Origin of the sequence: Roseomonas sp. AR75 (assembly GCF_005222815.1) — a bacterium.
Lineage (GTDB): Bacteria > Pseudomonadota > Alphaproteobacteria > Acetobacterales > Acetobacteraceae > Falsiroseomonas.
On record NZ_STGB01000005.1, the window covers coordinates 409,366 to 425,323 of the forward strand.

The 15,958-nt window shown below is 72.0% G+C and carries 15 protein-coding genes; 4 read left to right on the plus strand and 11 right to left on the minus strand.

Features of this window, described 5'->3' with window-relative positions; all coding sequences use genetic code 11:
• Positions 1–15: 15 nt before the first annotated feature.
• Positions 16–1,419, minus strand: a complete 1,404-nt coding sequence (locus E4T13_RS21435) for a gamma-glutamyltransferase (protein ID WP_170985135.1) — start codon at positions 1,417–1,419, stop codon at positions 16–18.
• Positions 1,420–1,728: 309 nt separating this feature from the next.
• On the opposite strand from E4T13_RS21435, the gene E4T13_RS21440 reads away from it, so the two are divergent.
• Entirely contained in the window at positions 1,729–2,538 is an 810-nt protein-coding gene (locus E4T13_RS21440) for a DsbA family protein (RefSeq protein WP_137180385.1), read from the plus strand.
• Positions 2,539–2,706: 168 nt separating this feature from the next.
• A complete protein-coding gene (locus E4T13_RS21445; protein ID WP_137180386.1) occupies positions 2,707–3,675 on the plus strand; it encodes a succinylglutamate desuccinylase/aspartoacylase family protein in 969 nt (322 codons plus the stop codon).
• A gap of 131 nt (positions 3,676–3,806) precedes the next feature.
• Here the strand turns inward: E4T13_RS21445 and E4T13_RS21450 are convergent, their stop codons facing one another.
• The 7 genes from E4T13_RS21450 to E4T13_RS21475 all read right to left on the minus strand — a co-directional run bounded on the left by E4T13_RS21450 (position 3,807) and on the right by E4T13_RS21475 (position 8,820).
• Entirely contained in the window at positions 3,807–4,562 is a 756-nt protein-coding gene (locus tag E4T13_RS21450) for a molybdopterin-binding protein (protein ID WP_137180387.1), read from the minus strand.
• A complete protein-coding gene (locus E4T13_RS21455) occupies positions 4,559–4,972 on the minus strand; it encodes a type II toxin-antitoxin system VapC family toxin (protein WP_170985136.1) in 414 nt (137 codons plus the stop codon). The genes E4T13_RS21450 and E4T13_RS21455 overlap by 4 nt, the downstream gene beginning before the upstream one ends.
• On the minus strand, positions 4,969–5,217 hold the full coding sequence (locus tag E4T13_RS30000; RefSeq protein WP_170985137.1) for a FitA-like ribbon-helix-helix domain-containing protein: 249 nt from the start codon (positions 5,215–5,217) through the stop codon (positions 4,969–4,971). Before E4T13_RS30000 ends, E4T13_RS21455 begins: the two co-directional genes overlap by 4 nt.
• Before the next feature lie 49 nt (positions 5,218–5,266).
• Positions 5,267–6,283 (minus strand): bifunctional GNAT family N-acetyltransferase/(deoxy)nucleoside triphosphate pyrophosphohydrolase, encoded by a 1,017-nt coding sequence (locus E4T13_RS21460; protein WP_137180389.1) that lies wholly within the window; start codon positions 6,281–6,283, stop codon positions 5,267–5,269.
• A gap of 5 nt (positions 6,284–6,288) precedes the next feature.
• Positions 6,289–6,519 carry a hypothetical protein gene (locus tag E4T13_RS21465; RefSeq protein ID WP_137180390.1) on the minus strand — a complete coding sequence of 77 codons (231 nt, stop codon included), beginning with the start codon at positions 6,517–6,519 and terminating at the stop codon, positions 6,289–6,291.
• A 37-nt stretch (positions 6,520–6,556) separates the two neighbouring features.
• Positions 6,557–7,798, minus strand: a complete 1,242-nt coding sequence (argJ, locus tag E4T13_RS21470; RefSeq protein WP_137180391.1) for a bifunctional glutamate N-acetyltransferase/amino-acid acetyltransferase ArgJ — start codon at positions 7,796–7,798, stop codon at positions 6,557–6,559.
• A gap of 86 nt (positions 7,799–7,884) precedes the next feature.
• Positions 7,885–8,820 (minus strand): peptidylprolyl isomerase, encoded by a 936-nt coding sequence (locus E4T13_RS21475; protein ID WP_240791233.1) that lies wholly within the window; start codon positions 8,818–8,820, stop codon positions 7,885–7,887.
• Between the two features lie 250 nt (positions 8,821–9,070).
• Between E4T13_RS21475 and secA the strand changes: the two genes are divergently transcribed.
• Both secA and E4T13_RS21485 read left to right on the plus strand, forming a co-directional pair.
• Entirely contained in the window at positions 9,071–11,836 is a 2,766-nt protein-coding gene (gene secA / locus E4T13_RS21480) for a preprotein translocase subunit SecA (RefSeq protein ID WP_137180393.1), read from the plus strand.
• 19 nt (positions 11,837–11,855) lie between these two features.
• Positions 11,856–12,878, plus strand: a complete 1,023-nt coding sequence (locus E4T13_RS21485) for a glycosyl transferase family 90 (protein WP_137180394.1) — start codon at positions 11,856–11,858, stop codon at positions 12,876–12,878.
• Positions 12,879–12,914: 36 nt separating this feature from the next.
• Here E4T13_RS21485 and E4T13_RS21490 read toward each other — a convergent pair whose 3' ends face one another.
• The 3 genes from E4T13_RS21490 to E4T13_RS21500 form a co-directional block, all read right to left on the minus strand.
• Complete coding sequence (locus tag E4T13_RS21490; RefSeq protein ID WP_137180395.1) at positions 12,915–14,411, minus strand: MFS transporter; 1,497 nt, start codon at positions 14,409–14,411, stop codon at positions 12,915–12,917.
• Positions 14,412–14,473: 62 nt separating this feature from the next.
• Positions 14,474–14,941, minus strand: a complete 468-nt coding sequence (locus E4T13_RS21495; protein ID WP_137180396.1) for a DUF2269 family protein — start codon at positions 14,939–14,941, stop codon at positions 14,474–14,476.
• A gap of 4 nt (positions 14,942–14,945) precedes the next feature.
• Positions 14,946–15,902 carry an acetyl-CoA carboxylase carboxyltransferase subunit alpha gene (locus E4T13_RS21500; RefSeq protein ID WP_137180397.1) on the minus strand — a complete coding sequence of 319 codons (957 nt, stop codon included), beginning with the start codon at positions 15,900–15,902 and terminating at the stop codon, positions 14,946–14,948.
• Positions 15,903–15,958 lie beyond the last annotated feature (56 nt).

The following is a 15,958-nucleotide window of genomic DNA, read 5'->3' on the forward strand; positions in this document are numbered from 1 at the left end:
GTCCGCCCGCGCCCGTCACTCGAGCCCGCCGAGCGCCAACCCGGCACCGCGCTGGTCCGTCGCCGCGGAACAGGTCGCCGCGTCGCCGGGCATGTAGCGCGGGCACCCGATGGCGGAGGCGCGGCCTGGCTCGGGGAGGGAGGCGACGGCGGCCTGGGCGGGCTGGCCGCGCATCAGCCGGGCCAGCGCCGTGCCGGCGGCCAGCGCCGCCATCTCCTGCCCGGTGCCGGCCGCGCCGGCGCGGAAGGCGCGCACATTCGAATTATGGACGATCCCCGCAGCATACAGCGGCGGCCGCACCTGGCCGATATTCGGCGCCGCACCCAGCAGGATGCCGGTGCCCGGCGCCACCCGACCGGTGCCGAACAGGTTGTTCATGGTGAAGACGCAGGACACCGCCATCCCCTGCCGGTCCATCACCACCAGCGCCGCGGAGGCCGGCAGCATCGCCGCCCCGCCTGCCCCGGGCGCGCCGCCGGCCATGGCGGCCTGGAAGGCCGAAGCGGTGTCCTGCCCGCCATCGAGTTCGGCCGGCAGGATGGAGACGATGTCCGAGCCCAGCCGCTGCTGCGCCGGCGGCACCACGCGCGGCACCGAGGCACGCATCTCCGCCACCGTGAGCCCTCCGCCCGCCGGCACCGAGGCCTCCTCAAGCCGCCGTGCCAGGCTGCCCTGGTAGAGGTCGCCGACGCCGGCCGTGCGCAGCGTGGCGAGCGTCACGCCGAGATCGGCCTGCACCAGCCGCTCGCCGACCTGCGGCGGGCGGCCATTCGCACCACCGAAGGCCGCGACCGCCCAGGGATCCTCGAAGAGCGGGCCCGAGACCGCGGCGAGGTCCGCGGCGAAGGCGCGGCTCACCTCGATGCCGAAGCGCGCGGCCTGCTCCGCCGGCGCGATGAGCTGCTCGAAGGGAAGCCGCCCGCCGCGCGTATGCAGCGCGAACAGCCCGCGGGCGAGCATCGGCACCGCGGCCGGCCGGTCCGCCCCGGCCGGCACGCCGGAACGCGGCCCCGGCGGGAACAGCACCGCCTCGGCGGCATTGCGGGCGGGGTTGTAGAGGACGCAGGCGCCGCCCCCGCCCAGCCCTGCGCGGGAGGGCAGGGTCACGGCCATGGTCAGCCCGGCGGCCGTCGCGGCATCCAGCGCCGTGCCGCCGGTGGAAAGCACGGTGCGCGCCACCGTCGCCGCGCGTGGCTCGTCGGCCACGACGTAGCCGAGGAAGCCGCGCACGAAGCCTTCCTCTCCGACCTGGGCGCGCGGCGTGCCGGCGAGCGTGTTCCCGATGGAGTTGAAGGTGCTGCAGCCCGGCAGCGCCATCAGCGCGAGCAGCCCCGCCGCGAGGCCGCGCCGCCGCCCGGAGCCGACCAGACGAGTCAGACGGGTCCCAAGCTGGCCATCCCCCACCGCGCTGCTTCCCATCCTGCTCGCCCTTGCCATCCCCGGCGCCGCGCTGGGTGATACGGGAGTCGCGGCGAGAACCTCCGCCCGGCCGGGCGCCACCCTGCGGAACGCGGCGCCGCCGGGATCGGTCCCGCGCCGTGGCGCATCACGCTGATCCGGAAGGGCGCCATAAACGCCTTCGGCAGCACGGGCAACCGCAGGGGGTACGCGCTGCCCTGGCGGAGACGCCGCTTCTGCGGGATGATCGGGGCGACGCATGTCCCGCCGCCCGGCGGGCGCCCGACATCGCCCTGCCGCCGCGCGGCCCGGGGCGCGCAAGAGGACCCGATGCGACCGCCCCTTCCCCGCCCGCCCCATCGCCGTCCGCCCCATAGCCGCAAGCGCGGCCTGCTCGCCCTGCTGCTCGGCCTGCTGCTGTTCGCCGCGCCGGCGCTCGCCCAGTCTTCCGCCTTCACCCCCGCCCAGCGTGCCGAGATCGTGGATATCCTGCGCGAGGCGCTGCGCCAGGACCCGTCCATCCTGCGCGAGGCGCTGGTGGGACTGGAAGAAGCCGAGCAGCGCGACCGCGCGGCAGCCCGCCGCGCTGCCATCGGCCAGCATGCCGATGCCCTGTTCCGTGACGCCGCCGACCCCGTGCGCGGCAACGCCCGCGGCGACGTCACCGTCGTCGAGTTCTTCGATGCGCGCTGCGGCTACTGCAAGCAGCTTCACCCCGCGCTCGAGGCGCTGCTGCGGCGGGATGCGAATGTCAGGATCGTGATGAAGGACCTGCCCATCCTCGGGCCGAACAGCGTCCTCGCCTCCCGCGCGCTGCTCGCGGCGCAGCGCCAGGGCAAGTATGCGCAGCTGCAGGATGCGCTGCTCGGCCTGCGCACCGAGCCGACCGAGGCGGTGCTGCGGCGCGAGGCCGAGCGGGTCGGCCTCGACTGGACCAGGCTGCGGCGCGACATGGACGATCCCGCCATCGCCCGCCGCATCGAGGAGAACATCCGCCTCGCCCAGTCGCTGGGCATCGAGGGAACGCCCGCGCTGGTCATCGCCGCGAACGGCGATCCCGCCGGCGCCACGATGGTCCCCGGCGCCGTCGATCTCGCCCAGTTGGAGCGGCTGGTCGGCGCGGCGCGCGGCGCGCGGTAGGGAGTCCGCCGCGGCCACCGGTTGGAGCGTCTTCCTGTCCCGTATAGACTGTGTGCAATCAGGGGCGCGGGAGATGCAGGCGAGGTTCGACACGGCCCGGCGGCGGGGCGGAAGGCGGGAGCGCGATGCGCGCAATCCCGGCACTGCGGCCTTTCCGGTCGATTGACCATGGCAACCGAGCCCTTCGCGACACGGGAACCGGCCGTGCCGCGCCTGGATGTGCGCGTGCCGTTGCCGGACATCGCGCCCTGGCGCGCCGGCAATACGGGCATCGAAGGCATCTGGAGCTTCACCGCGCCCGAAGCCGGCCCGCATCTGGTGCTGACGGCGCTGGTGCATGGCAACGAGATCTCCGGCGCGCTGCTGCTGACGCGCTGGCTGCGCGAGGCGATCCGGCCGCGCCGCGGCACGCTGACGCTCGCCCTCGCCAACCTCGCCGCCTTCGACCGCTTCGATCCCGCGGACCCGACCGCAAGCCGGTTCGTGGACGAGGATCTGAACCGCGTCTGGGCCTCGGACCTGCTGGCCTCCGGTCGGCGCTCCGTCGAGCTCGACCGGGCGCGGGCGCTGCTGCCGGCGTTGCGGCGCGCGGACGTGCTGCTCGACCTGCATTCGATGCTCTGGCCTTCGGATCCGCTGTTCATCGCCGGTCCCGGCGCCGCGGCGCGCGCGCTGGGCTGCGCGCTCGGCACGCCGCCGCTCGTGGTGGGCGACGAAGGCCATGCGGCGGGGCTGCGCATGATCGACCACGCGCATTTCGCTGCCGGCGCGCGCGCCCTGCTGCTCGAGGCCGGGCCGCATTGGCAGCCCGAGACGCTCGATCAGATGGAGCGCACGGCGGCCACGCTGCTCCGCCGGCTCGGCATGGCGGAGGACGGCGCGCGGCTGGCGCCCGAGGAAGCGCTGCCCCCGGGTCGGCTGGCTCGGGTGACGCGCACCGTGACGGCGCAGAGCGCGGAGTTCGTGTTCCTGCGCGACTTCCGCGGCGGCGAGCTGATTCCCCGCCGCAACACGCTGATCGCCCTGGACGGCGAGGCGGAGCTGCGCACGCCGCATGACGACTGCCTGCTCGTGATGCCGAGCCCCCGCGCGATGCGCGGCCACACCGCCGTGCGCCTCGCGCGTTTCGAGGAATAGGGAAGGCGCGTTCCACCCGCGGCCCGCCGCCGAAGGCGGCCCGCGCGGCTCGATACAGCGCCGATCTGCGCACCACGTCTGAGACGCGTAGCCCAAGCGCGCGGATGTGCGCGCCGGCGTCTGAGGCGCCCTCAGACCGGCGGCTCGCCTTGCACCGGCTTCCCGCCCATCGCGCGCAGCAGCACCGTGATCGCATGCGCGGCTTCCTCGACCGCGGGCATGTCGGTGCCCTTCGCCACCAGCGCGACGCCGCCGCCGCCCATGCGGTAGTACGGATAGGACCCGATATCCAATGCCGGCCAGCGCCGCTGGATGTCCGCGAGGCCTTCCGCGATGCGGCCCTCCATGATGCCGTCGGCATGCACGGTGCGCGAGCCGATCGGTGGCCCGCCCTGCAAGGTCGGCGCCAGGCTTTCGAACATCGCCTGCATGATGCGCGGCACGCCGGCGAGCACATGCACGTTGCCGATCGTGAAGCCCGGCGCGATGGAGATGGCGTTGTCGATCAGGGTCGCGCCGCGCGGCATCGTCGCCATGCGCTGCCGCGCCGGGTTGAACTCGCCGGGCGGGTAGTGGCGCTCCATCCGCGCCCAGGCTTCCGGATGCGGCTCCCACGGCACGCCGAAGGCGGCGGCGACGCATTCGCTGGTGATGTCGTCATGCGTCGGCCCGATGCCGCCGGTGGTGAAGACGTGGTCGTACTGCGCCCGTACCTCGTTGACCGTGCCGATGATGGTCTCGGGCACGTCCGGGATGATCCGCACCTCGCGCAGCGGAATGCCGATCTGGCCGAGGCGCGTCGCCAGGAACTGCACATTGGCATCGCGCGTGCGGCCGGAGAGCACCTCGTTGCCGATGACGAGGAGGCAGGCGGTGGGATTGGTCATGCCACGTCGTCCGAAGGCCAGAGGGGAAGGGAAAGGTGCTGCGCAAGCCGGCGCATGCCGGCGTCATAGCTCATGATCGGCAAGCCGCGCTCACGTCCGACGATCAGATACAGACAGTCAAGCACGCCGATCCTGTGCGTCGTGGCCAGCGCAGTCGCACGTTTCAACAACGGCCCGTGCGGCACCAGATCGCAGCCGACCTGGTCGAGGTCGAGCAACGCCGCACCGGCCGTTCCCGCCTTCAACTCACCACGCCGTTCCTTGCGCAGCAGCACCGAGGCGACCTCCAGCGGCAGGATGTCGGGGGCGACGAAGGCGCTGCCATCCTGCAGCAGGCGCAAGGCGTCCTCGGATTCCGGCTCGGCGGCGTACCACTTGATCGCGGCCGAAGCATCCAGGACGAACCTCACCCGAGATCGCCCTCGTCCCCGCCGTCGCGGAACTCGCGCAGCAGGCGTGTGCCGTCGGATGTCTGCCTCGGCTGCTCCGCCAGTCGCGCACGCAGCCGCGCCACCAGATCGGCGCGCGTCTCCTGGGCATCGCGGGTCATCATGTCCCGCACATAGCCTTCGAGCGAGGTGCCGCGCGCGGCCGCTTTCCGCTTCAAGGATTCGACGACCGCCTCGTCGATCTGCCGGACCAGCACCTGGGCCATCCCCGCCCCTCCGCTATCATCGGATGATAGCAATATGGGTGGCGATCGGCTACAGGAAATCCCTGAGCAGCGCGACCAGCGGCTTGTCCGCGGGCGGCATCGGATAGTCGCCGAGCCGCTGCGGCCGCACCCAGGCCAGCGCCTGGCCTTCCTGCGGCGTCACCACGCCCTCCCACCGCCGGCAGAGATACAGCGGCATCAGCAGGTGGAAGCCTTCGTAGCCGTGGCTGGCGAAGGCGAAGGGCGCCAGGCAGCTCTCCGCCACGTCGATCCCCAGCTCCTCCTTCAGCTCGCGGATCAGCGCGGCCTCCGGCGTCTCGCCCGGATGCACCTTGCCGCCCGGGAACTCCCAAAGCCCCGCCAGCGGCTTGCCCTCCGGCCGCCGCGCCAGCAGCACGCGGCCATCGGCATCGACCAGCCCGACCGCCGAGACCAGCAGGATGCGCTTGCCCTCCGGCGCCGCTTCGGCAGCCGGCTGCGGCGCGGCAGGCACGGCTTCCGCCGGCAGGTCGGCGCGCGTCATCTCGAAGGTCAGCACGGGCATCGCGCCGCCGCGCGAGAGGAACTCCTGCGCGCCCTCCCCCACCTGGCGGAAGCCGATGCGCTTCAGCAGCGCCTGGCTGCGCGGGTTCTCCACCAGCGCCGAGGCGACGAGCCGGCCGATGTCGAGATTGGCCAGCGCCCAGCGCGCCAGCCGCCCCGCCGCCTCCACGCCCAGGCCCTGTCCCCAGAATCGCCGCCCGACCCAGTAGCCGAGCTCGGCCTCCTTGCCCTCGGCGCGCCGCGTCAGCCCGGCGCAGCCGACCAGCACGTCCTTCTCCCCCTCGACGCCGACGATCGCCAGGTGCCAGGCGCGCCCCTGCTCCAGCAACGCATGGGTCGAGGCGATCCATTCATCCGCGAGTTCGCGCGGATAGGGAAAGGGCACGCGCGCCAGCATTTTCGCGACGTCCCAATCATTGACCAGGCGGTGCAGCGCGGCGGCATCCGCTGCGTGCAGCGGACGCAGCGTCAGCCGCTGCGTGCGCAGCGGCGCGAAGGGCGGCGGTGCAAGCGGATCATGCAGGTCGTTCAGGACACGCCGCCCCGCCGCGCCGCCTGCACGGCCCCGCCAGGCTGCCCGCTCCGCAGGGCAAGCGTGTCGCGCAGCGCATCCGGCACCGGATACCGCTCATACTGCGGCGGCTGCTCCAGCAGCCAGGCCGGGCGCTCGTCGCTGCCGCCGGTCAGCGGCGGCAGCCCGTCATCCGCCGCGCAGCCCGCGAGCGCGAGGAGCATGACCGGCAGGACGCGCTTGATCATGGCGAAGCTCCCGATGGCCCGGCCATGGCGCCGGGATTCAGCTCCGATAGGCACCGTTGATGTCGATATAGCCATGCGTCAGGTCGCAGGTCCAAACCGTCGCGCTGCCGCGGCCGAGGCCGAGATCCACGTCGATCCGCACCTCCCGCCCCTTCATGTGGGCGACCACGGGCGCCTCGTCATAGCCCGGCACGATCTCGCCCTCCCGCGCCATCCAGACCCCGCCGACGCCGACCGAGAGGCTGTCGCGGTCAGCAGGCTCGCCGGACTTCCCGACGGCCATGACGATGCGGCCCCAGTTCGCGTCCTCGCCGGCGATCGCGGTCTTCACCAGCGGCGAGTTCGCGATGGACATCGCCACCCGGTGCGCGCTCTTCGCGGAGACCGCGCCGGCGACATGGATCTCGATCAGCTTCTGCGCACCCTCCCCGTCCCGCGCGACCATCAGCGCCAGGTCCATCAGCACCTCGTTCACCGCGCGGGCGAAGTCCTTCAGCATGGCGCCGCCCTCGGCCGGCACGCGCGGGTGCTTCGTGGCCCCTGTCGCGAACAGCAGCACCGTGTCGCTGGTGGAGGTGTCGGAATCGACCGTGACGCAGTTGAAGCTGCGGTCCGTGCCCTTCTTCAGGATCGCCTGCAACGCGCCCGCCGGCACCTTCGCATCGGTGGCCAGGAAGCACAGCATCGTCGCCATGTCTGGCGCAATCATGCCGCTGCCCTTGGCGATGCCGTTCACAGTGACGGTGGCGTCCCCGATCCTTGCCGTGCGCGTCGCCGCCTTGGGGAAAGTGTCGGTGGTCATGATGGCGCGGGCGGCGAGTTCCCACGGGTCCGGCTCCAGCGCGCCATGCAGCGCGGGCAGCGCCGCCGTCAGCTTCTCCGTCGGCAGCTTCTCGCCGATCACTCCTGTCGAGGCGAGGAACACCTCCTTCGCCTTGCATCCCGCGAGCTTCGCCATCGCCTCGGCCGTGGCCTTGCAGGTCTCGCGGCCGGCCTTGCCGGTGAAGACGTTGGAGTTTCCGGCGGTCACCACCAACGCCCGCGCCTTGCCCCCCTTCAGCGCGTCGCGGCACCAATCCACCGGCGCCCCGGGGCACTTGTTCTTCGTGAAGACGCCCGCGACCGTCGTGCCCGCGGGGAAGGCCATCATCGTCACGTCCTCGCGCGCCTTGTAGCGGATCCCCGCCACGCCGGTGCCGAGCAGCACCCCTGGCACGGGCGGCAGCGCCGGCAAGGGCAGCGCGAGCGGGGAGACGGGCAGGTCCTTACCGGAGGCCATGTGCGCGGATTCCAGGCTGGGCGTTTCGGGCCCGGAGTCTCTGCCCCCTCGGGCGCCTCCCCCGCAAGCGGGGGAGGACGGAAACCCTACCGGCGCGGCGCGGGGGCCGGCGCCTGGGCGGGCGGCGGCGCCGCGCCATCCAGCAGGGAGGGCGCGCGCGGCGCGCCGGCGGCGTCCGTCCGCTCCACCTTGGCGGCGTTGCGGATGCGCTCCACGGCAGCGTTGACCCCCTCCTCGAAGGCCTGCTGGCGCAGCTGCTCCCGGCTGTCCTCGTAGCCCGGCGCGGGGGCGGCCCGGCGGGCCTCCACCTTGATCACATGCCAGCCGAACTGCGTGCGCACCGGCTCGGCCGCGATCTGCCCCGGCTGCAGCGCGAAGGCGGCCTCGGCGAATTCCGGGATCATGTCGCCGCGCTTGAAGAAGCCGAGGTCGCCGCCTTCCCGCGAGCCGGGGCCGGAGGAGCGCCGGCGGGCGACCTCCGCGAAGTCGGCGCCGGGGCGGCGCACCTCGGCGAGCGCCGCGCGCGCCTCCTGTTCGGTCGGCACCAGGATGTGCCGCGCGCGGATCTCCTCCTCCGGCGGGCGGGCGGCGGATTCGCGGGCGAAGCGCTCGCGCAGCGCCTCCTCGGTCAGCAGCGGCTGCACGGCGCGGATCAGCAGGGCCTGCTGCAGCGCCTCCTCCTCCGCCCGGCGGATGCGGGCCTGCACCTCCGGCTCCTTGTCCAGCCCCAGGGCTCGGGCCGCGGCCACCAGCGCCTTCTGGGTGATCAACTGGTCCAGCAGCAGCGGCGTCAGGGTCTGCGGCGGCACGGCGCGCAGTTCCGGCGGCAGGCGCTGGATCTCCGCCTCAAGGTCGGACTGGCGGATCGCGATGCCGTCCACCGTGGCCAGCACGGGGTCCGCGGCCGGCGCCGCCGCCTGCGGGCTCGCCGGGGCGGCCGGCGCGGCAGCGGGCGGCGCCTGGGCCAGGGTCGGGCCGGCCGGCAGCAGCAGGGCGGCGAGAAGGAGGGCCGAACGGCGCATCGGGAATTGAACTCCGCGGGAGCGGCGGAACATGGAGGATGCGCCGCCCCCCCACAAGGCAGGGGAGGGCTGTCCGGGGACCGCCCTCGCGTTGACGCGCCCCCCCGGGACGCCTATCTCTCCGGCGCTGCGCCGCCGCCGGCAAGCGCCGGCGTCAGGCCGGTTGCGCCCTCCCCTGCACGGCCCACGCACCGCCAGCGCCCGGGCCGACCGGGCCGACGGAGAGCGCGGCCGGAGACGACACGCTCAGATGTTCCAACGCCTCGTCCGCGCCATCATCGGGACCTCGAACGACCGCGCCCTCAAGCGCTTCCAGGCGCGCGTGCCCGCGATCAACGCACTGGAGCCGCAGATCCAGGCCCTGTCCGACGAGGCGCTGCGCGGCAAGACCGCCGAGTTCCGCGCCCAGCTCGCCGCCGGCAAGACGCTCGACGACATCCTGCCGGAAGCCTTCGCCGTGGTGCGGGAGGCCGCGCGCCGCGTCATGGGCATGCGCCATTTCGACGTGCAGATGATCGGCGGCATGGTCCTGCATGAGGGCCGGATCGCCGAGATGAAGACCGGCGAGGGCAAGACCCTCGTCGCCACCCTGCCCGTCTACCTGAATGCCCTGACCGAGAAGGGCGTGCATGTCGTCACCGTGAACGACTACCTCGCGAAGCGCGATTCCGAGTGGATGGGCCGCATCTACGGCTTCCTGGGCCTCACCACCGGCGTGATCGTGCACGGCCTGACCGACGAGGAACGCCGCGCGGCCTATGCCTGCGACGTCACCTACGGCACCAACAACGAGTTCGGCTTCGACTACCTGCGCGACAACATGAAGTACCGGCTGGACGACATGGTCCAGCGCGACTTCAACTTCGCCATCGTCGACGAGGTGGATTCGATCCTGGTGGACGAGGCCCGCACGCCGCTGATCATCTCGGGCCCGACCGACGACACCTCCGACCTCTACAACCGCGTGAACGCGGTGATGAAGGAGCTGGTGAAGGACAAGGCGCTTTACGAGAAGGACGAGAAGTTCAAGACCGTCCATCTGGTGGAAGCCGGCACCGAGAAGCTCGAGGAGATGCTGGCCGAGGCCGGTCTGCTGACCGAGGGCGGCCTCTACGACATCCAGAACGTCACCCTCGTCCATCATGCCAACCAGTCGCTGCGCGCGCATGTGCTGTTCACGCGCGACGTGGACTACATCGTGAAGAAGGTCACCGAATACGGCGTGACCCAGGACAAGGTCATCATCATCGACGAGTTCACCGGCCGCATGATGGAAGGCCGCCGCTACTCCGACGGCCTGCACCAGGCGCTGGAAGCCAAGGAAGGCGTGCCGGTCCAGCCGGAGAACCAGACCCTCGCCTCGATCACCTTCCAGAACTACTTCCGCCTGTACCCCAAGCTGGCGGGCATGACCGGCACGGCGGCGACGGAAGCCGACGAGTTCGCCGAGATCTACAAGCTGGAAGTCGTCGAGATCCCGACCAACGTTCCGGTCGCGCGCGTCGATTCCGACGACGAGGTCTACCGCTCCGCGCAGGACAAATACGACGCGGTGATCGCACTGATCGACGAGTGCCGCAGCAAGGGCCAGCCCATCCTGGTGGGCACCACCAGCATCGAGAAGTCGGAGCTGATCGCGCATCTGCTGAAGCAGAAGAAGATCCCGCACCAGGTGCTGAACGCGCGCTACCACGAGCAGGAGGCCGGCATCATCGCCCAGGCCGGCCGGCCGGGCGCGGTGACGATCGCCACCAACATGGCCGGCCGCGGCACCGACATCCAGCTCGGCGGCAATGCCGAGATGCTCGCGCGCGCCGAGGCCGGCACCGGCGAGGGCCCGGAATTCGAGGCCGCGCTCGCCAAGCACAAGGGCGAGGTCGAGGCGGTGCGCCCGGCGGTGAAGGAAGCCGGCGGCCTGCTGGTGATCGGCACCGAGCGGCATGAGAGCCGGCGCATCGACAACCAGCTCCGCGGCCGTTCCGGCCGCCAGGGCGATCCCGGCGCGTCGCGCTTCTTCCTCTCGCTCGAAGACGACCTGATGCGCATCTTCGGCTCCGACCGGATGGGCGGCATGCTCGAGAAGCTCGGCCTGAAGCCGGGCGAGGCGATCATCCATCCCTGGATCAACAAGGCGCTGGAGAAGGCGCAGAAGAAGGTCGAGGCGCGCAACTTCGACACGCGCAAGAACCTGCTGAAATACGACGACGTCATGAACAACCAGCGCAAGGAGGTCTACGCCCAGCGCAAGGCGTTCATGATGTCCGACGACGTCTCCGAGACGGTCGCGGAGATGCGGCGCGAGACGATCGGCGCGATGGTGGACAAGGCCATCCCGGAGAACGCCTATCCCGAGCAGTGGGACCTGATCGGGCTGCAGGACAATGTGGACCGCGTGCTCGGCCTCGCCCTGCCCGTCGCCGACTGGGCGCGCGAGGAAGGCATCGACGAGACCGAGGTGCGCGAGCGGCTGGAGAAGGCCGCCGACGAGGCCTATGCCGCGCGCGTCGCGAACATCGGCCCCGACCTGATGCGCCAGGTGGAGAAGAGCCTGCTGCTGCAGATCTTCGACGCGGTGTGGAAGGAACACCTTCTCGCGCTCGATCACCTGCGCCAGGGCATCGGGCTGCGCGCCTATGGCCAGCGCGATCCGCTCAACGAGTACAAGAGCGAGGCCTTCAACCTGTTCAACGCCATGCTGGTCGACCTGCGGGAGCGCGTGACCAGCGTGCTGATGCGCATCGAGATCCGCCAGGACCAGCCGCCCCCGATGCCGGAGCCGGTGCGCGTGATGGACATGCGCCACCCCGCGCCGGATGGCGGCATAGGCGGCGAACTGGAATATGCCGATGCCGGCCCAGGCCCGGCCTATGGCTCCGCGACGCAGGCGGCGCGCGGGCCGATGACGGCCGCGACGGTGGACCCGAACGACCCTTCCACCTGGGCCAACACGCCGCGCAACGCGCCCTGCCCCTGCGGCTCGGGCAAGAAATACAAGCACTGCCACGGCAAGGCCTGAGCCGTCCGCGGCGGGCGCGATGAGCGCCACGCCGGCCAGGATGGCCGCGGCGCAGCTTGCGCCATGGTACGGCTTCGACGCGACCAGCCCGCGATCGCTCGCGGAGATGGAGCGGCTGAACGAAGCGGATGCGGGCTGCTTCATCCTGTTGCTGTCGGGCAGCGAGGCACGCTTCCTGCAGAAGCCCGCGCATTATCCGGCGGAGGAGATCGCCGGGACACGCGAGGCGACGCACAATCTGCTGTCGCGGGCGCTTCGCTATCGGCGTCTGTTCGAGGATGTCCTGCGCAAGAGGCCTGTCGACGGGGCGATCCGCCTCGCACTCTCGGTGGATGATCTCGTCCCCGAGGCAACGATCCCGCTCTTCACCTTCCAGAAGAAGCGCGGCAGCCGTCTCGTCCTGCTGCCGGACAGCGACTTCCTGCGCCACCGCTTCTACGCGGCGCCGAAGTTCGCCGACACGATCCCCTTCGAGGCCAAGCAGGACCGCGCGCTCTTCGTCGGCTCGACCAGCGGCGGCGGCACCCTGACCGCCGAGAATGTGCGCGCCCTGCGCGCGCCGCGGCTGCGCGCCGCCATGCAGTTCCGCGGCGCGCCGCGCGTCGATTTCTGGCTGCCTCGCATCGTGCAGACGGCTGACCAGGCCGCTTCCGATGCGATCGCGGCGCTCGGCGTCTCCGGCCGCCCGCTCGACTGGGCCGACCACCATGCCTATCGCTACCTGCTCTCGATGGACGGGAACGGCGCGACCTGCTCGCGCGTGGCGCTGGCGCTGCGGGGCAATGGCGTGCTGGTGAAATACGAATCCGAGCACCGCCTGCACTACTTCGACCGCCTGATCCCCTGGACGCACTACATCCCCGTCGGAAGCGATGCCGAGGTGGAGCGCGCGATGGATCTCTGCGCGGCAACGCCGGGCCTCGCACGCAGCATCGCCGAGGCCGGCACCGCCTTCTATCGCACGCATCTCGAGCGCGCGGCGCTGCTCGAATACACGCGGGACCTGCTGGCGACCTATGCGGCCTGGTGCCGGCGCGCATGACGCCGCATGCGCATACCCTGCTGCTGCGGCTGACCGCTACGCCTGCCTGAGCGGCACCCGCGTCGTCAACCAGGCCGCGCCCGACACCAGCAGCGCCGCCGTCAGGAAGGCCGCCTGGAACGCCGCGACCATCTGCGCACGGAACGCCACCTGCGCCGCCGCATCCAGGCCCGCCAGCGCCGGCGCACCGTGATTCACCAGGTCCACGAACAGCGCCGCGGCGCCGCCGCCCTGCAGCACCAGCGAACCGAACAGCACCGCGCCCATCAAGGCCGTACCCGTCGCCGAGCCCAGCGCCCGCGTGAACTGCACCGACGCCGTGGCCGAGCCAAGCCGCTCCCGCGGCGCGGCAAGCTGCACCGTCACCTGCACCATCGGGAAGGAGCAGCCGAAGCCGAAGGAGACCAGCCCCAGCATCGCCGAGAAGGCCCAGAGCGGCATCGCGCCCATACCCAGCACCGCCGCCAGCAGCAGCAGCGCGGAGCAGGTGAGCCCGATGCCGGCCCAGCGCATCGTCCGGCCCGTCCGCGCGAAAAGCCGCCCGACCAGCATCGCGCCGAAGGCCGCCGTCGCCGCCAGCGGCAACAGCGCCAGTCCCGCGCCGGAGGGCGTCAGCCCGCGCACCGCGACGAAGTAGATCGGCAGGAAGGCAATGGAACCGACGAAGGCGCCCGCGACCATCGCCGAGAGCAAGTTGGCCCGCCAGATCGAAGCCTCGCCCAGCAGCGCCAGGGGGAGCAGCGGATCGGGCGCGCGCCGCTCCCACTGCCACAGCAGGAACAGCGCGCCCGCCGCCAGCGCCGCCAGCGCGAGCGCGAGGCCAAGCCCCGAGGCGTCCAGCCGCCGCGCCTGGTCCAGCGCCAGCAGCGCCGGACCGACGAACAGCGCGAAGAGCCCGAGCCCCGCCCAGTCGAAGCTGAATCCGCGCGAGACGCCGGGATGCGCGTTGCCCAGCCGCCGGATCGCCATGATGGCGGCCAGCAGCGCCAGCGGCGGCTGCAGCATGAACACTGCGCGCCAGCCCAGGAACTGCGTCAGCACGCCACCCGCCAGCGGCCCCAGCCCGCTCGCCACCGCGAAGACACCGGCGATATAGGCCTGGAAGCGCCCGCGCTCGCGTGGCGGCACCACCTCGGCGATCAGCGCGACCGACAGCGCGATCAGCCCGCCGCCGCCGAAGCCCTGGATCAGCCGCGCGACGGTCAGCAGGAACAGGTTCGGCGCTAGGGCGCACATGATGGCGCCGCCGGCATAGACGCCGAGCGCCACGAGCAGCATGCGCCGCCGGCCGAAGGCATCGCCAAGGCGGCCATAAACCGGCGCCGCCACCGTGGTCGCCACCAGATAGGCCACCACCACCCAGGAGATGCGCTCCACCTCCCCCATCGCCCGCGCGATGGCCGGCAGCGCGGCGGCGACGATCGTCTGGTCCAGCGCCGCGCCGAACATCGCAAGGCCGACGGCAGGGAAGACGCGGAAGAACAGCCGCCTCAGTTCGGCCGGGTCGAGCGGGGCGGACTCGCTGGGGGGCATGCGGGAGCGAGCCTACCGCACCGCAGCCCCGCGCAGAATGCCGCAGGCCCCGTGCGGGGCGCTCACCAGCCCTTGCGCAGCATCAGCCAGGTCGCAGCCACCAGCGGCACGGTCGCGACCAGCCCGAGCCCGATCCACCAGTAGGCCAGCCGCCAGAATTCCGGCGGGATCGGCCCGCCGTCTGCGAAACGTCGGGCAAGCCGAGCCTGCCTGATCTGGATCGGGACCAGCGCGAACAGCCAGATCGCGCCGGCCACCGCGAACATCGCCTGCGACCAGACCAGCCAGTCCTCGCGCAGCGGATCGAGCCCGGCGACCCAGGCCGCGCCATAGCCACCGATGATCAGCAGCAGGATGCCCCAGAAGGTGAAGAACCAGTCGGTGATGGTCACCAGCCGCTGCCCGAAGGCGATGATGCGCGGATCGCGCGTGGCATCCGCGTAGAGCTTCCAGACCGAGGTGACGGTGACGTTGCCCATCAGCAGCACGACGCCCAGCACATGCAGCAGGAGCAGGACATCGTACGCCACGGCGTCAGACGACCCCCGCGCGCCCCATCTCCAGGAATTTCTCGCGCCGCCGGGCGCGCAGCGTGGCGCCGTCCAGCGCCATCAACGGGTCGAGGAAGGACCAGATCCGCTCGCCGACCGCCTCGATCATCGCCGTGGCGTCGCGATGCGCCCCGCCCAGCGGCTCCGGCACCACGGCATCCACCAGGGCGAGCTTGCGCAAATCCTCGGCCGTCATGCGCAACGCCTCGGCCGCCGTCGGCGCCTGCGCCGCGTCGCGCCACAGGATGGAGGCGCAGCCTTCCGGGCTGATCACCGAATAGACGGCGTGCTCGAGCATCAGCACGCGGTCGGCAGCGGCCAGCGCGATGGCGCCGCCCGAGCCGCCCTCGCCGATGATCGTCGCCACGAAGGGCACCGGCGCTTCGAGCCCGGCCTCGATGGAGCGGGCGATGGCCTCCGCTTGGCCGCGCGCTTCCGCCTCGATCCCGGGGAAGGCGCCGGCGGTGTCCACGAAGGAGAGGATGGGCAGGCCGAAGCGCCCGGCGAGTTCCATCACGCGGCGCGCCTTGCGGTAGCCCTCGGGGCGGGCCATGCCGAAATTGTGGCGCACGCGGCTGTCGGTGTCGTGGCCCTTCTCGGTGCCGAGCACGGCCACGGCATGGCCGCGGAAGCGGCCGAGACCCGCGATCACCGCGGCGTCGTCGGCGAAGGCGCGGTCGCCGGCGAGCGGCAGGAAGTCCTCGATCAGCCGGCGCACATAGTCCATGGCCTTGGGCCGCTCGGGGTGGCGGGCGACCAGCGTCTTCTGCCAGGGGGTGAGCTTGGCGTAGGTCTGGCGCAGCAGCGCCTCTGCCTTGTCGCTGAGCTTGCCGACCTCGTCAGCGACGTCGATCCCGCCCGCGTCGGTGGTCCGGCGCAGTTCCTCGATCTTGCCTTCAAGCTCGGCGATCGGCTTCTCGAATTCCAGGAAGTGGCGCATTGGCGCCGGGTGTTAGCCCGGAACGGGGGGCGGCGGAAGCGTGAGGGGCGGCGTTA

Excerpts from the sequence above, each read along its gene's own strand:
- E4T13_RS21435 (WP_170985135.1), bottom strand. The coding sequence starts at position 1,419 with ATGGGAAGCAGCGCGGTGGGGGATGGCCAGCTTGGGACCCGTCTGACT.
- E4T13_RS21440 (WP_137180385.1), top strand. The coding sequence starts at position 1,729 with ATGCGACCGCCCCTTCCCCGCCCGCCCCATCGCCGTCCGCCCCATAGC.
- E4T13_RS21445 (WP_137180386.1), top strand. The coding sequence starts at position 2,707 with ATGGCAACCGAGCCCTTCGCGACACGGGAACCGGCCGTGCCGCGCCTG.
- E4T13_RS21450 (WP_137180387.1), bottom strand. The coding sequence starts at position 4,562 with ATGACCAATCCCACCGCCTGCCTCCTCGTCATCGGCAACGAGGTGCTC.
- E4T13_RS30000 (WP_170985137.1), bottom strand. The coding sequence starts at position 5,217 with ATGGCCCAGGTGCTGGTCCGGCAGATCGACGAGGCGGTCGTCGAATCC.
- E4T13_RS21465 (WP_137180390.1), bottom strand. The coding sequence starts at position 6,519 with ATGATCAAGCGCGTCCTGCCGGTCATGCTCCTCGCGCTCGCGGGCTGC.
- argJ (WP_137180391.1), bottom strand. The coding sequence starts at position 7,798 with ATGGCCTCCGGTAAGGACCTGCCCGTCTCCCCGCTCGCGCTGCCCTTG.
- E4T13_RS21475 (WP_240791233.1), bottom strand. The coding sequence starts at position 8,820 with ATGCGCCGTTCGGCCCTCCTTCTCGCCGCCCTGCTGCTGCCGGCCGGC.
- secA (WP_137180393.1), top strand. The coding sequence starts at position 9,071 with ATGTTCCAACGCCTCGTCCGCGCCATCATCGGGACCTCGAACGACCGC.
- E4T13_RS21485 (WP_137180394.1), top strand. The coding sequence starts at position 11,856 with ATGAGCGCCACGCCGGCCAGGATGGCCGCGGCGCAGCTTGCGCCATGG.
- E4T13_RS21490 (WP_137180395.1), bottom strand. The coding sequence starts at position 14,411 with ATGCCCCCCAGCGAGTCCGCCCCGCTCGACCCGGCCGAACTGAGGCGG.
- E4T13_RS21500 (WP_137180397.1), bottom strand. The coding sequence starts at position 15,902 with ATGCGCCACTTCCTGGAATTCGAGAAGCCGATCGCCGAGCTTGAAGGC.